The organism is Mesorhizobium sp. M1143, from assembly GCF_040318435.1.
Taxonomy (GTDB): Bacteria; Pseudomonadota; Alphaproteobacteria; order Rhizobiales; family Rhizobiaceae; genus Mesorhizobium.
Genome location: NZ_JAMYMJ010000036.1, coordinates 44,529 through 58,621, shown reverse-complemented (window position 1 = coordinate 58,621; position 14,093 = coordinate 44,529). Strand labels below are relative to the sequence as shown.

15 protein-coding genes, 1 tRNA gene and 1 pseudogene are annotated in these 14,093 nt (G+C 62.9%); 13 read left to right on the top strand and 4 right to left on the bottom strand.

Translation table 11 applies throughout. The features are described 5' to 3' along the window. Window positions 1–519: 519 nt before the first annotated feature. Window positions 520–3,108, bottom strand: a complete 2,589-nt coding sequence (locus NKH35_RS21875; protein WP_352916353.1) for a helix-turn-helix transcriptional regulator — start codon at window positions 3,106–3,108, stop codon at window positions 520–522. A 244-nt stretch (window positions 3,109–3,352) separates the two neighbouring features. On the opposite strand from NKH35_RS21875, the gene NKH35_RS21870 reads away from it, so the two are divergent. The 7 genes from NKH35_RS21870 (at window position 3,353) to NKH35_RS21840 (ending at window position 6,579) form a co-directional block, all read left to right on the top strand. Then, entirely contained in the window at window positions 3,353–3,625 is a 273-nt protein-coding gene (locus tag NKH35_RS21870; RefSeq protein ID WP_023673765.1) for a DUF4242 domain-containing protein, read from the top strand. Further along, a complete protein-coding gene (locus NKH35_RS21865) occupies window positions 3,603–3,908 on the top strand; it encodes a hypothetical protein (protein ID WP_084023795.1) in 306 nt (101 codons plus the stop codon). Before NKH35_RS21870 ends, NKH35_RS21865 begins: the two co-directional genes overlap by 23 nt. A 156-nt stretch (window positions 3,909–4,064) precedes the next feature. Further along, window positions 4,065–4,568 carry a hypothetical protein gene (locus tag NKH35_RS21860; protein WP_023694007.1) on the top strand — a complete coding sequence of 168 codons (504 nt, stop codon included), beginning with the start codon at window positions 4,065–4,067 and terminating at the stop codon, window positions 4,566–4,568. A 412-nt stretch (window positions 4,569–4,980) separates the two neighbouring features. Then, window positions 4,981–5,175: a hypothetical protein gene (locus NKH35_RS21855; protein ID WP_023734574.1), complete on the top strand. Its 195-nt coding sequence runs from the start codon at window positions 4,981–4,983 to the stop codon at window positions 5,173–5,175. A gap of 308 nt (window positions 5,176–5,483) precedes the next feature. Continuing rightward, complete coding sequence (locus NKH35_RS21850) at window positions 5,484–5,927, top strand: SDH family Clp fold serine proteinase (RefSeq protein WP_352916351.1); 444 nt, start codon at window positions 5,484–5,486, stop codon at window positions 5,925–5,927. A 53-nt stretch (window positions 5,928–5,980) separates the two neighbouring features. After that, window positions 5,981–6,355, top strand: a complete 375-nt coding sequence (locus NKH35_RS21845; RefSeq protein ID WP_352916349.1) for a hypothetical protein — start codon at window positions 5,981–5,983, stop codon at window positions 6,353–6,355. Further along, window positions 6,352–6,579 carry a hypothetical protein gene (locus NKH35_RS21840; RefSeq protein WP_352916347.1) on the top strand — a complete coding sequence of 76 codons (228 nt, stop codon included), beginning with the start codon at window positions 6,352–6,354 and terminating at the stop codon, window positions 6,577–6,579. The genes NKH35_RS21845 and NKH35_RS21840 overlap by 4 nt, the downstream gene beginning before the upstream one ends. Here the strand turns inward: NKH35_RS21840 and NKH35_RS21835 are convergent. After that, window positions 6,576–6,795, bottom strand: a pseudogene (locus tag NKH35_RS21835) (IS1595 family transposase); the annotation flags it as partial. The gene NKH35_RS21840 and the pseudogene NKH35_RS21835 sit on opposite strands and share 4 nt — an antisense overlap. A 185-nt stretch (window positions 6,796–6,980) precedes the next feature. Between NKH35_RS21835 and NKH35_RS21830 the strand changes: the two are divergent. The 4 genes from NKH35_RS21830 (at window position 6,981) to NKH35_RS21815 (ending at window position 11,600) form a co-directional block, all read left to right on the top strand. Beyond that, the gene (locus NKH35_RS21830) at window positions 6,981–8,384 is read left to right on the top strand and encodes a lipopolysaccharide biosynthesis protein (protein ID WP_023734577.1); all 1,404 of its coding nucleotides are present in this window, start codon (window positions 6,981–6,983) and stop codon (window positions 8,382–8,384) included. Next, window positions 8,384–9,664: a GNAT family N-acetyltransferase gene (locus NKH35_RS21825; protein ID WP_023734578.1), complete on the top strand. Its 1,281-nt coding sequence runs from the start codon at window positions 8,384–8,386 to the stop codon at window positions 9,662–9,664. Before NKH35_RS21830 ends, NKH35_RS21825 begins: the two co-directional genes overlap by 1 nt. Before the next feature lie 75 nt (window positions 9,665–9,739). Next, window positions 9,740–10,891, top strand: coding sequence for a YncE family protein (locus NKH35_RS21820; RefSeq protein WP_023734579.1), 1,152 nt, complete (start codon window positions 9,740–9,742; stop codon window positions 10,889–10,891). 133 nt (window positions 10,892–11,024) lie between these two features. Beyond that, window positions 11,025–11,600, top strand: a complete 576-nt coding sequence (locus NKH35_RS21815) for a cation efflux transmembrane domain-containing protein (RefSeq protein WP_023673757.1) — start codon at window positions 11,025–11,027, stop codon at window positions 11,598–11,600. Between the two features lie 188 nt (window positions 11,601–11,788). Here the strand turns inward: NKH35_RS21815 and NKH35_RS21810 are convergent. Continuing rightward, window positions 11,789–11,873 (bottom strand) — tRNA-Leu (locus NKH35_RS21810). Between the two features lie 206 nt (window positions 11,874–12,079). Here NKH35_RS21810 and NKH35_RS21805 point away from each other — a divergent pair. Both NKH35_RS21805 and NKH35_RS21800 read left to right on the top strand, forming a co-directional pair. Further along, on the top strand, window positions 12,080–12,664 hold the full coding sequence (locus NKH35_RS21805; RefSeq protein WP_023673756.1) for a YqaA family protein: 585 nt from the start codon (window positions 12,080–12,082) through the stop codon (window positions 12,662–12,664). A gap of 62 nt (window positions 12,665–12,726) precedes the next feature. Further along, a complete protein-coding gene (locus NKH35_RS21800) occupies window positions 12,727–13,245 on the top strand; it encodes a disulfide bond formation protein B (protein ID WP_023686688.1) in 519 nt (172 codons plus the stop codon). A gap of 265 nt (window positions 13,246–13,510) precedes the next feature. On the opposite strand, the gene NKH35_RS21795 is transcribed toward NKH35_RS21800, so the two are convergent. Further along, window positions 13,511–14,068: an HNH endonuclease gene (locus NKH35_RS21795; protein ID WP_023734595.1), complete on the bottom strand. Its 558-nt coding sequence runs from the start codon at window positions 14,066–14,068 to the stop codon at window positions 13,511–13,513. Between the last annotated feature and the right edge of the window lie 25 nt (window positions 14,069–14,093).

Here is a 14,093-nt window from a genome sequence, read left to right as displayed (position 1 = left end):
CTACCGCATGCGCTGGCGCATCGAGCTCGCCTTCAAGCGCCTGAAGAGCCTGATCGGGCTGCGCTCTCCTCCCGCCAAAGACCCAAGGATCGCAAGGCCTTGGATCCTTGCACACTTCCTCATCGCGCTTGTGACCGAACCCCTCTCGCAGGAGTTGGGTGTCTCTCCCCCTTGAGCGACGGGCGCCCGCTGCTGTGGCGCGCAACCCGCCAGATCGTCGCCTCTCTGATCGCGACCATCTTTACTCAACCTTCCTTGGCGGCCCTGCGCCAAAATCTCCATGCCTTGCGATATCGCTGGCGCGAACCACCACGAAACGCAAGTTTCAGTCCATGCCAAAGCTATCTTAGCGCCTATGCCCTCAAGGGGGGAGATCAGCAGTTGCGGCGCCTCGCTTCTCTTCAACGCCGACAATTGGCGAAAGCCTAGATGACGGCCAATCTCCCCCCTTGAGGGGGAGATGTCCGGCAGGACAGAGGGGGGTGTGACGGATCGCCAACCCTGGCGTTCGTCAAAACCTCACAACAACCCCGAATCGCGCGCGGTCGCTGTCGCCTCGCCGCGCGACACCGCATCCAGCTTGCCCAGCACCGCCGAGACATGATGATCGACCGTCTTTGGCGAAATCGTCAATTGCTCGGCGATCCGCTTGTTTGACAGGCCGCGTTCGATCAGCTGCAGCACCTGCATCTGGCGCAAGGTGAGGCCGGCGAGGTTGGCGCGCGTCGAGCGGCGCGGGCCGCGGGCGATGCCGCCAACGCCGTTCTTGCGCATGATATCGCGCAGGCGCTGGGCTGCCGGCCTTGCCCCCAGGCCGTCGAAAATATCCAATGCCAGCCGCTGCCCCTCGTCGTCGCCGAGGATGAGCGCCAGTCCGCGCTCGTATGGCGCATTCAATTCGGCCCAGAGTGCCGAAGCCGAACGCCAGTCGCCGGTCAGAAGCAGCCGGTATGGTGTCGCCATATCGGCAGTGTCGACAGCCGGCGTGTCCGGAGCGAGCAATGTCCGCCACAGAGCCAGCTCACCGACATGGGCACGCGAGCGCACCGGCGTTTCGGCGCGGGTGATCAGCGCCAGCGCCTCTTGCCTGTCAGGCAGCCCCAACCACGCCTGCTCCGCCATGAGGGCCGCGTAGGAGCTCAGCATCTGCAGGTCGCCGCCGCTTCCGACCAGGCGCGCCACTTCGGCAAACAGCGGCTCGGCCGAGGGATCGCCGCGCCTCAGGCGCAGTTTCGCCAGGGCCAGCAGCGCCGGAAACCGGCCCACGGTGGTTGTCCGCTCATTGTCGATGACATCGCTTGCCGTCGCGGCGGCCTCATCCCATTGGCCCTGACGCAGCTGCACATCGGCCAGCATGCCCCTGAGATAGTCGCGCCAGGTGCCGAGGTCGTTTTCGGTGCAATAGTGGATGCCGCTCTCGAGCACCGGACGCGCTGCGTCGTAGCTCATCTGCGTGATCTCGAAACAGGCGCGGTTGGTGAACGCGCGCGCGGCATGTTCCTGGAAATTGCCCTGGAGCGCAATCTCAAGGCTTTGGTCGAGGCGCAGGCGTCCGGCATCCGGATTGAGCCACTGCTCGACGCAGCCGACATTGTTGAGGGCATGCGAGGCGATGTCGGGACGGTTCATGCGCGCAGCCAGCGCCGCTGCCTTCTCGCCATAGAACAGCGTGTCCTCCACCCTCTCCGAAAGCATCGCCAGATGCGAAAGGTTCGAATAGGCCATGGCGAGTTCGGGACCGGCGGGAGCCGCTTCCAGCATCGCCACCGCCTCGGCGCCGAAGGCGGCGGCCGCCTCGCGGTCATCGGCCATTTCGCTCAGCCGGGAGAGCCATCTCAGGCTGTCGCCCTCCTTCAGCCTGTTGCCGTCTGCCTGATGCAACCGGCGCGCCTCGCCCTGCGCTGCAAGCGCGTCGTCGATCTTGCCGATGAGATGGCACTCGAACGCATGGCTTTCGTAAAGTGCAGCGCGCTCAATCACCGGCAGGCTGTCGGCCTGCTGCAAGGCGATCTCGTAATAGCCGGCGGCATCGCGATGGGCGCCGACGCGCGACGCCTCGCGCGCGGCGATTGGCGCAAGTTCGCGCACCGCCGCCAGATTGTGCGCCTCGACCGCATGATGCACCAGGCGGCCTGTGGAGACGTCGCCATTTTCGAGCAGTGCCGCCAGCGCACGCTGGTTGAACTGCCGCCTGTGCGACGTCGTCAGCATCATTTCGATGGCGCGTCGCGCGATGTCGTGGCGGAAGGCGTAGCCGTCGCCCAGATCGTCGAGCAGGCCGTTGGCAACACACTCGGCCAGTTGGCCGGCGCTGGCGACGCCGCACAGGCCCTGCAGGGCCCAGGCGTCGGCGCGGCGCGGAAACACCGACACCGCGTCGAGCATTGCGCGGGCGCCTGGCGACAGCCGTTCAGCCCGCGCCAACACGGCGTCGCGCACGCTTGCCGGCAGCGCCGTTTCGTTTTCGGCCGACAGCAATTCGGTGACGAAGAAGGCATTGCCGGCGGTCGCCCGGTAGATGGCGTCGCCATCGCGTCCGGCCGCATCGGCGAGCGACAGCACGGCCGCCTGGCTGAGCAGCGGCACGTCGATGCGCGCCACGCTGCCGGCCGGGATTTCGCCCAGGGCGCGGCGCACCCGCATCTGTCCCTCGCTGCGGTCGGTGCGCGCCGTCAGCAACAGCAGGATGTGGGTGTTGACGATACGCCGGCCGAGGAAGCGCACGAAATCGAGCGTCGCATCGTCGGCCCAGTGCAGGTCTTCGATGATCAGCAGGCACGGCCCCTTGGCCGCAAAAGCGTCGAGCGCATCGGAAAACAGCGGCAGTCTCTGCCCATGCCGGGCGTCGATTGCGCGCGGCAGCGCCCATTGCGCCTCACGGGCCAGATCGTAAAGCGGCCCCAGCGGATCGGGGATCGACAGATCCTCGCAAGCGCTGCGCAACGTCGCCGCGCTCTCTCCGACACGGGCCGCGAATGCCTCGACAAGCGCCGTCTTGCCGGCGCCGGCCTCCCCGGCCAGCACGGCGACGCGGCCATGGCCGCCTATTGCATCGCCAAGCAGGCTCTCCAACTGCTGCAGCTGCGTCTGCCGTTCCAGAAGCATCATTGTCATCGTCTCACAGGATCGGAGTTTTCCCACCATGGCGGGCCGCTCACGATTAGCCCGTGAAGAAAGCGACGCAATGTGACTTTGCACACATTGCCGTGCCTCTTTCCACAAAGAACGACGCCAATATAGGGAATCGTCCCGCCAAATATGGGGAATCGTTCCGATGCGCGGCCCGGGCCGGCGTGGTCAACGTCCAGCAGCGCTCCGATCGAGCGTGAACCAATGGAAAAGGAAACCTTCCATGCCTCGCTACCTGATTGAACGCACATTTCCGGACGGCCTCAACATACCGATGACCGATATCGGCGCCAGCGCGGTGGGCGGCGTCGTCATGCGCAATGCCGAAAAGGGCGTCACCTGGATCCAGTCCTTCGTCACGCCCGACAAGAAGCACAGCTTCTGCATCTACGACGCGCCGACGCCCGAAGCTATCCGCAGCACCGCTCAGAAAAACTCGCTGCCGGTCGACAAGATTACGGAGGTGCGGGTTCTTGACCCTTACTTTTACCTCTGATCCTGCGTTCGGTCGCCACGATGATGAGCATCAAACTGTCCTTCGCGGCCATGGCGAACTGCCTGATGGCCTGCCGCTCGGTGGAATCGGGCCTGTCCTGGGAAAGACCGGCCGGCCAACCTCCGTGCTCGGCCGTCTATGGCGGTTCGCGTCGAAGCTGCCTGCGTATCTGTCTGAAAGGCGGCGCTTGCCCCCGGAAGGCGACTATCTGAGGCGCGACATCGGGCTATCGGAGCGGGACGTCCCGCAGGAATATTGGCAATATTACTTTTGGGATCGTTGATTTTTTTTTAGCGCGGCGGTCAAAGCTCGGCAACCGAAGCGGCATATCCATCGCACAGCCGGCAGGGACAAAACTGTCCCCAATCCTTAAACCACGCCACCGGCGTTTCGGCATCGGCCGCCGTCGCCTTAAGCGTCAACAAACGGACGGAAGACCATGACCATAACTCTTTGGACGACACGCTTCGCGGCTTTCGCCGCCATCTCGATCGCGGCGGGTGCGGCCGCCCAGGCGCACGACGCCAATCCGCTGGCCGAAAAGGTGCGCGCCGCCAACAGCCGCTTCGAAAATGTGGCAGCCGCCACCGCCGAAGGCTATGCCCCCATCCCTTGCGCCAGCGGCATCACCGGCGGCGCCATGGGCATCCACTATGTCAACGGCGCCTATCTCAAGGACGATGCCGTCGATGTCGCCAAGCCCGAAGCGGTGATGTACGAGCCGACGGCCGACGGCAGCCTGAAGCTGATAGCGGTCGAATACATCACCTCGAAAGGCCCGGCCTCGCTCGAAGGCCAGCTGTTCAACTTCAACAGCGCCCCCAACCGCTACGGCCTCGGCCCGTTCTACGAATTGCATGTCTGGGCCTGGAAACAGAACCCGACCGGCGCCTTCGCCGACATGAACCCGAACGTGTCCTGCGATGCAATGAAGGGGATGTAACGCTCCGACAACCTCTGGCACCGGACACCCGGTGCCTGGCCATCCCCCTTGGCGGGGGAGGGGCGAGCGAAACGCCGACCGGCTCCCCAGTCTTCCCCGGCGTTCGCTCGCCCTTTTGTTTTGCCTCCGATGTCGCCAAGCCCGAGATGTCCGAGCCGACCGCCAGCGGTACGCGTTTCCATCTTCCTTGTGGCGTTGTGACCGCAACTATGCTATGGTTATGGCTATGGTGCTGATTGGCGCCGACAACCCGCCGCCGAGGCGGGTTTTTCATTTTCCTGGGTGATTCACTGCTGTTTGCTAACGACGCCACCCCGGCCCAGGGCTGGCGTATCCTTTTCTACGCCGCCTTCAGCCGCACCATTTCGGCCTCGTCCGCTCCACCCGATAGGAACACGCCATCAACACGCTGGTGGCGAAACGCGCGGAAATATCCGGCGCAATCCGGTTCAACGGTGCGACCCTGGCTGACCAGCTACAGTACATAGACGCGGTGCTGCTGATCCTTGGCTACGAGGGCGACCCGGCGCAGATCACGCCATTTCGACGCCAGCCCAGCAAGGCCAACAAGGAAACGGCCCAGCGCATTGTAACGATGAAAGGCTGAGAACCGTCGCTTGTCGAGCGGGTCAGGCAGTGCGTCAATACCGCGAAAGTGCGGCGAAGACGGAAGGCAAACGGCCTGTAACGAGGCCGCTAGGTGGTGCGCTTCTACTATGAGGGTGACAGGGCCACCGGCAGCACTTCGAAGACCATTAATTGTAGTGGGTTCATTTCACTTCGGTATATTGTGGAAACGTCACGAAACACTTACACTCCGAATCTGTGGGGTATAAGGGGGCTCTCGGCTGGGAAAACCAGCGAGAGAAGGGTCGGGATGATGGTCTGCCAGAGGGTCACAGCGGAGCTGGTTCAATGAACCCGCACGATCTGGACCACACAATTCTGCATCACATTAACGGTAAGGCCGCCGAGCTTGAGGAGCACCTCAAGTCCGACGTTGTTGCATTTTACGGGCAAATTCAGCCGGCGTACTTCCGTGTCTTCCGGAATTTTATTGAAGAGGTAGCAAAAACCTCAAAACGCAAAGAGAAGACGCTCTCTATTGTTCTGCGAACTCCCGGCGGGTCAGCCCAAACGGTTGAGAGAATGGTTTCTGTGGTCCGGAAACATTATAAGTTGGTGAACTTTATTGTTCCAGACCTTGCGATGTCAGCAGGGACAATCTTCTGTATGTCTGGTGACAAGATATATATAGATTATTCTTCGTCGCTTGGGCCAATTGATCCACAAGTCATGCTTCCGGACGGGAGCGGGTTTGTAGCTGCTTTGGCTATCTTGATAAGGTCGAAGAGATAGTAAGTAAGAAACAATTGTCGCCGGCGGACGTTGTGTTCCTTCGAGGCCTTGACTTGGCCAAATTGGCACTGTTTGAACAGGCTAGGGATTTGTCGATCGACCTGCTCAAGACATGGCTAGTTAAGTATAAATTCAAAGACTGGAAGACTCATCGGACTACTAATGCCGGCGCCAAAGTGACGAGAGCTGAGAAAATCGAACGGGCTGAAGCGATAGCCAAGCAGCTTGCTAATCACAAGAAATGGCATTCGCATGGCCGAGCGTTGGATGTTGATAAGCTAAAACTTCTACGACTTGAAATCGATGATTATTCCGACGATGCCGACCTTGCGCCTGCGATACGCGGATACAATGATCTTTTGACTGCATATACAGATCAGCAGAAATTCCCTTTCTACTTGCATAGTCATCTAACGGAGGCTCCATGATGTCTGAAAAGCTGACCGAAAAAGTGAAAAAAGTGCAAGGTGACCTTAACAAAGAGAAAGTTCGGCGCGCGGTTACTCTTAGGAAGGAGGTGCTAGACGCACTAGCGCTTGCTGACCAGTTCTCATCCATCCAGCCCGAGGTCTATGTCCTCCCACTCGATGCGATGGGAGGTTTTTGCGTTGCCAACGCCAAGACAGAGTTGGTTTTGGAGGCTGCGGTCTAGGCGGTCGAGCGCTGCCAGTATCCAGCCCACACGCGGTTTACGGAGTGATTGAGCGCGCCACCAAGTAGGGCATGCGCATTGTTGCCATTCGACCGGCGAGGGCCATCTTCAACCCAAGCGGCATGATTGTCGTACTGGTAAAGGTAGCGGCGCGAAACGTGGTGGTGCTGACCGGCGACCATCCGGCTGAAATAGCTCGACCATGTTGGTATGCTGCCGTGGCCCTCGAGCTCTCCGAGTGGTTGATGCGAGTCGCGAGCCCGCGCCGCCCCTCGTCTGCCTGCCGGCACCTTCTCCCCGTATGGTGACGGGGAGAAGGGAGCTCACCCGCCCACCCTTTCTTAATGTGTCTCCGCTACATCGAAACCTTGGAAACAGGCGGAAAACGGAGAGACATCGGGGTGCGCTTTTCCGCGGCGACGACGGCCGGGCGGTTCTTGCCGCAGCGCTTGGCGCTGCGCATGGGGCCGCTGCTTGGCCGCATCGATGCGGTGCTGTTCACCGCCGACGAGCGCGGCGAAGCCGGGCGCATGTCGCTGATCGCCTTTGCCATCCGCATCGTCAGCGCCGTTATCGCCTTCATCAGCCAGGTGCTGATGGCGCGCTGGATGGGCTCGTTCGAATACGGCATCTTCGTCCTCGTCTGGGTGACGATGGTCATCGTCGGCAACCTCGCCTGCCTGGGCTTCCACACCTCGGTCATCCGCTTCATCCCCGAATACCGCGAACGCAACATGCTGGCCGAGCTGCGCGGCATCGTGGTCGCCAGCCGCGTGTTCGTGCTGATTGCCTCGACCGCGATCGCCGGACTTGGCGCGCTGGGCGTCTGGCTGTGCGCGAACTGGATCGAGAGCTACTATGTAATGCCCTTCATCCTCGGCCTGTTCTGCCTGCCGATGATCGCCATGGGCGACCTGCTGCAAGGCCAGTCACGCGCCAATTCCTGGGCGTTGTTTGCATTGTCGCCGACCTATCTGGTGCGGCCGGTGCTGATCCTGGCGCTGATGGCGCTGATGCTGGCGCTGGGCTATGCGCCCGACGCCAGGACCGCGATCTTCGCTTCGATCGCCGCCACCTACGCCACCACGCTCGGCCAGCTCATCGGCGTGACCACACGCATGGGCAGGAATATCCCGGCCGGGCCGATGAAGGTGCATTTCGCCGAGTGGTTCATCGTCTCGCTGCCGATCTTCCTGGTCGAGAGCTTCTTCTTCCTGCTCACCAACGCCGATGTGCTGATGGTCGGCGCCTATCTTCAGCCCAACGACGTCGCCGTCTATTTCGCCACCGTCAAGACGCTGGCGCTGGTGCATTTCGTCTATTTCTCCGTCAAGGCCGGCGTTGCCCAGCGCTATGCGCAGTTCACCCATGGCGAACCGGAAAAGCTCGCCGCCTTCGCCCGCGAGACCGTGTCATGGACGTTCTGGCCGTCGCTGCTGATGGCGCTGCTGGTGCTGGCGCTCGGCGAACCGATGCTGGTTCTGTTCGGCCCGGAATTCACCGCCGGCTATCCGCTGTTGTTCCTGCTGGTGTTCGGCGTCGTGGCGCGCGCCGCCGTCGGCCCGTGCGAAAGCCTTCTGACGATGAGCGGCAACCAGAACATCTGCGCCGCCGTCTATGCCATGACGCTGGCCTTCAACATCGGTCTCAACGTGGTGCTGATCCCGTTCTTCGGCCTGTGGGGGGCGGCGATCGCCACCAGCCTCGCCATGGTCTTCGAGGCCAGCGCCCTGTCCTTCACCGTCTGGCGCAAGCTCGGCATCGTCATGCTGATCTTCGTGCCCGCTGCCGAGGGAGCCGCCTGATGGCCGCCATCCCGCTGATCGAGGAAACCAGCGGCGGTCCGGCCGGCGCCATGGTGTCCGGCCTTGCCGGCCTGGCGCGCGACGCCGATCCGGCGCATCTCGAGATCCTCGCCAACAACCGGCCGCTGCGCAAGCTGGCGATCTATCCGGCTTCGGCCGGCTTCGAACTGGTCGAGGAACTCGACTTTCTCTGCACCCGCACGATCGAGCCCAACGTCTTCTTCAACCCGCGCTTTCTGGCGCCGGCCATGCCCCGGCTGGAAGATCGCGAGGTCAAGCTGGCGGTGATCCGCGACGGCGACGAATACCGCAACCGGCTGCGCCTGCTGGTGCCGTTCTCGGTCGAAAGGCCGGCCGTGCCGCTCGGCGTTCCGGTGATGCGCACCTGGTCGAGCCCGTTCGGCCCGATCGGCACACCGCTGGTCGACCACGACGACCCGATCGGCGTCGTCGAGGATTTCTTCGGCATGCTGTCTCGGCCGCATCTCAAGCTGCCGAAGGTCTTCGTGCTGCCCGACATGCGCCTCGACGGCCCATTGGCCAGCGTGCTGGCCACCGTTGCCGAGACGCGCGGCCTGACAATGGTCACCACCGGCAAGGCGGACCGGCCGGTGCTCGAAAGCACCCTCGACGGCGAGGCCTATTTGAAAGCATCGCTGCGCGCGCACCACTACCGCGAATTCCGCCGCCTGAAACGGCGCCTGGGGGATCTCGGCAGGCTGGAGCATGTCGTGGCGCGGGGACCGGACGAAATCCGCCACGCCATCGAAAGTTTCCTGACGCTGGAGGCGGCCGGCTGGAAGGGCCGCGAGCGCACCGCCATGGCCATCGACCGCTACCGCGCCGCCTTTGCCCGCGAAGCCGTGCACCGGCTGGCCGAGCACGACATGTGCCGCATCCATTCGCTGACGCTGGACGGCCGCACGATCGCCTGCCTGGTCGTCTTCGTCGAGGCCGGCGTCGCCTACACCTGGAAGACCGCCTATGACGAGACGCTGGCGACCTATTCGCCGGGCACGCTGCTGATGATCGAGGTGACCAGGCAGCATCTCGACGACCCCAACATCATGATGACGGATTCCTGCGCCGTGCCCGACCACCCGGTGATGAGCCGGCTGTGGAGCGAGCGCAAGCCGATGGGCTCGCTGGTGATCGGACTGACGCCGGATGCCGACCGCCTCGCCCGCCAGGCCGCCTCGCAGCTGCATCTCTACCGCGAGACCCGCAACATGGCCCGTCTGCTGCGCAACCGCGTGAAGAGTTTGCTGGGACGGCGATAGCCACTGGATCAACGGCAAGACACCAGCTATGGCTCCGGCGGCAATTTCGGCCGGCCTTCACGACAAGCCATCCTGATGATCAGAACCTTTTTGCGTCACGCCGGTCCCCGTGCGGCCTTTTTGCTGCTTGCGCTGCTGCCTGTCCGCGCCTGGGCCGATAGCTGTCCCGAGGATTGCAGCGAGCCCGCGCCGTCCATCAACATCTACAGCCACACCGCCGCCAGCCATCTCAGCCCGGCCACGCTGGGTGCACTGCCGCGCGTCTATGTGCCGAACCGCTCCTCCAACAGCGTCACGGTGATCGACACCATGACACTCAAGGAAGTCGACAGGTTCCCGGTCGGCAGCAAACCGCAGCACGTCGTGCCGTCCTGGGACCTGAAGACGCTCTGGGTCGCCAACAATGGCACCGGCAAGAACGGCAGCCTGACGCCGATCGACCCGATGACCGGCAAGCCCGGCCCGCAGATCGCCGTGGACGATCCCTACAATTTGTATTTCATGCCGGGCGCGGCCATCGTCGTCGACGAAGCCCTGGAGCGGCTCGATTTCCGCGATCCTCACACCATGGCGCTAATGTCGAGCCTGCCGACGCCCACTTGCCCCGGCATCAACCACGCCGAATTCTCGGTCGACGGGGCCTACGCGATCTTCACCTGCGAATACGGCAATGGCGGATTGGCGAAGATCGACCTGAAGAACCAGAAGGTGCTTGGCCATCTCGACTTCTCGAAAATGGGCATGCCGCAGGACATCCGCCTCTCGCCCGACGGCAAGGTTTTTTACGTCGCCGACATGATGAATGACGGCGTGTTCCTCGTCGATGGCGACAGTTTCAAGGAAATCGGCTTCATCCCGACCGGCATCGGCGCCCATGGCTTCGTCGTCAGCCGCGACGGCAAGCGGCTCTATGTCTCGAACCGGGGCTCGCACAAGATGGAGCAGGGCAAGGCAAAGGGACCGGGCAGCGTGACGGTGATCGACTTCGCTACCCGCGCGGTCGTCACGCAATGGCCGATCCCCGGCGGCGGCAGCCCCGACATGGGCAACGTCAGCGCCGACGGCAAACAACTATGGCTGTCCGGCCGCTTCGACAGTGCCGCCTACATGATCGACACGACAACAGGCGCCGTGACCAAGTTTCGGGTTGGCTCTGAGCCGCACGGCCTGACGGTGTGGCCGCAACCGGGACGGTATTCCCAAGGCCATACGGGAAATATGCGCTAAGTCCGCGTTCGAGGCGCGCTCGAACGCAAGGGGTCGCAAAGGGCGACCGCTCGTCGGCCCGGAACGAGCAGGGGCTTTCCTTGGACACCGCGAAGCTGTAGCTCCACACACTGGTTTCGGATACCGCCAGAAGATGAACCTCCGCCGCATCGTCCTCATCGTCGCGCTTCTCAATCTTGCCTATTTCGGGATCGAGTTCGCTGTGGCGCTCGCCATTGGATCAGTGTCCCTGTTCGCCGACAGCATCGACTTTCTTGAAGATGCTTCCGTGAACCTCCTCATCCTGCTCGCACTTGGCTGGTCTGTGCGCTCCCGTGCGCGGGTGGGGATGGCATTGGCGCTCATCCTTCTCATGCCGGGTCTGGCAACGCTCTGGACGGCTTGGGAAAAGTTCAACGTGCCGGTGCCGCCGCAGCCTATCGCCTTGACCTTGGCGGGACTTGGCGCTCTCGCCGTCAACCTGTCCTGTGCCTACATGCTGGCCGCGCACCGGCATCGTGGCGGCAGCCTCACAAAGGCGGCCTTCCTGTCGGCCCGCAACGACGCCTTGGCCAACATCGCCATTATTGCCGCAGGGTTGGTCACGGCCTTGCTCTGGCATTCCGCGTGGCCCGATTTGGCGGTGGGATTGGGGATCGCGGTCATGAACGCCGACGCGGCCCGCGAAGTGTGGGAAGCTGCCCGTGAAGAACACCGTGCGGCGGCCTGAGAGCACGTAGAGCTGGGCTACCGGCCGCCGCTGATTGGCGCTATCGCTGTCATTCGCAGCAGCCGCGGTTGGCTCTGTGTTCAAGGCACTGTTCGAACCCGGAGGGTTCGCAAGGGCGACCGCCCGTCGGCCGGTCAGGCCGCCCCATCGGAGCCCATGAGCGAAGCGAACTAGCATGAGATCAAAAATGGTGCCCCTAGCCGGAATCGAACCAGCACTCCTTGCGGAACTCGATTTTGAGTCGAGCGCGTCTACCAATTCCGCCATAGGGGCTCAGGCCCAAAGGCCTGGATGGGCGCGGACTATACGGTTGGAGGCCTGTTCGTCAACTGGCCAAATGCGCCGCCGTGCCCTGCTTGCGGCAAAAGCCCGCCTTTCTGTTTCGTGAAGCTCCTGCCATTGTGCGGCGCGGAAAATCTTTCTAGACAGACGCGCATCAAAGCGCGTTGCGTCTGGGCAACCTGCATCCAGGAGAGCCGATGCTTCGCGGACTTTACGACTGGACCTTGTCGCTGGCGGCCCGCAAATCCGCCGAATGGTGGCTGGCCTTCATCGCCTTCGTCGAAAGCTCGGTGTTTTTCATACCTGCCGACGTCTTGTACCTGCCCATGGCTTTGGCGCGGCCCGAACGCGCCTATCGCTACGCGCTGACCGCTACTGTCGCGTCGGTGCTGGGCGGCATTGCCGGCTGGCTGATCGGCTACTATGCCTACGACACGATAGCACGGCCGATGCTGGAGCACTTTGGCGGCCTTGACGCGTTCGAGAGGTGGCAGTCGGCCGGCACCGGGCTGATGCTGGTGCTGCTCGTCACATCGGGTGCCGCCCACCTGCCGCCGATCAAGGTGGTCACCATTCTGGCAGGCGCCCTCCACGTCAATCTTTTCGTCTTCATCGTCTCCGCCATCCTGGCGCGTGGCGCTCGTTTCCTGCTTCTTGCCTGGCTGCTGCGCCGCTATGGCGAGGAGATCAAGGAATTCATCGAGAAGCGTTTGGGATTGATCGTCGGCGCCGGCGCCGCCGCCCTGATTTTGCTCTATATCGTCGTCAAATACGCCTTCTGACCGCCCAAGGCGGGCGGTGGGTCAGGACTATGCCGGCGGACGGCGAATTCAACGGACGAAACATGACAGCCACGATGACAGCCGATACCGGACGCCAGCGGACGCGCACCGCTTTGTTTCTCGCCGTGGCCATGGCCGCCACGGTCGGCTCCGCGCTCGCCTTCCAGCACATAGGCGGCTACATCCCCTGCCATCTCTGCCTGGAACAGCGCACGCCCTATTATATCGGCGCCCCGCTGATGCTGCTGGCGGTGATCGCCTCGATGTTCAGCGCACCCGCATGGCTGACGCGCGGCCTGCTTGCCGTCGGCGGCCTGCTGATGCTCTACGGGCTCTATCTCGGCGTCTATCATTCGGGCGTCGAATGGGCCTGGTGGCAGGGTCCGGCCGATTGCACGGCCGGCGCCGGCCCGGTCGATACCGGCGGCAAAGGCGTGCTCGACGCGCTCGACAAATTCGTGCCGCCATCCTGCGACAAGGCAGCCCTTCGTATCCTCGGCCTGTCGCTGGCCGGCTGGAACGCCATCGCCAGCTTCATCCTCGCCGCCGTCGCCTTTCGCGGCGCGCTGGCCCGCGATTAATCAAGTGCGAGGTCGCGCCATACGGCCAGTCTCTAAATGTTGGCACCGCCCCTCATTGCCCTGCCGGGCATTTCTCCCCGTATAGTGACGGGGAGAAAGACGCAGTCATCAATGGTTTCGCCAATCCCGAACGCTGAAAGAAGGGCGCCAAATTTGCAGACAATTCCCTTCTCCCCGTCACTATACGGGGGAAGGTGGCGGCAGCCGGATGAGGGGCAGCACCTGACATCGGCGATTGCCCTGGCAAGGCCGATCGCGCCAATCCCTACGGCTCCAACTCCACATCCCAGTAGAGATAATCCATCCAGCTTTCATGCAGATGGTTAGGCGGGAACAGCCGGCCATTGTTGTGCAGGTCGTGCACGGTCGGCTGGTAGGGCTTCTGCAGCGGCCACATCTTGGCGTGCGCCGGCATCATGCCGCCCTTCCTCAGATTGCAGGGTGAACAGGCGGCCACGACATTCTCCCACGTCGTCGCCCCGCCGCGATGGCGCGGGATGACGTGGTCAAAGGTCAGTTCCTCGGGCGTGCCGCAATACTGGCACTGGAAGCGGTCGCGCAGGAACACGTTGAAGCGGGTGAATGCCGGGTGCCTCGACGGCTTCACATAGGCCTTCAGGCTGACGACGCTGGGCAGCTTCATCGAAAAGGTCGGCGAAGACACCGCATGCTCGTATTCGGCGACGATGTTGACCCGGTCGAGGAACACCGCCTTGATGGCATCCTGCCAGGACCAGAGCGACAAGGGGTAATAGCTGAGCGGACGGTAATCCGCATTCAGCACCAGCGCAGGAAGCCCATCCGGAGATACGGCAACCGTCACCTTGTTGACCTCCTCGTTTTAAAAC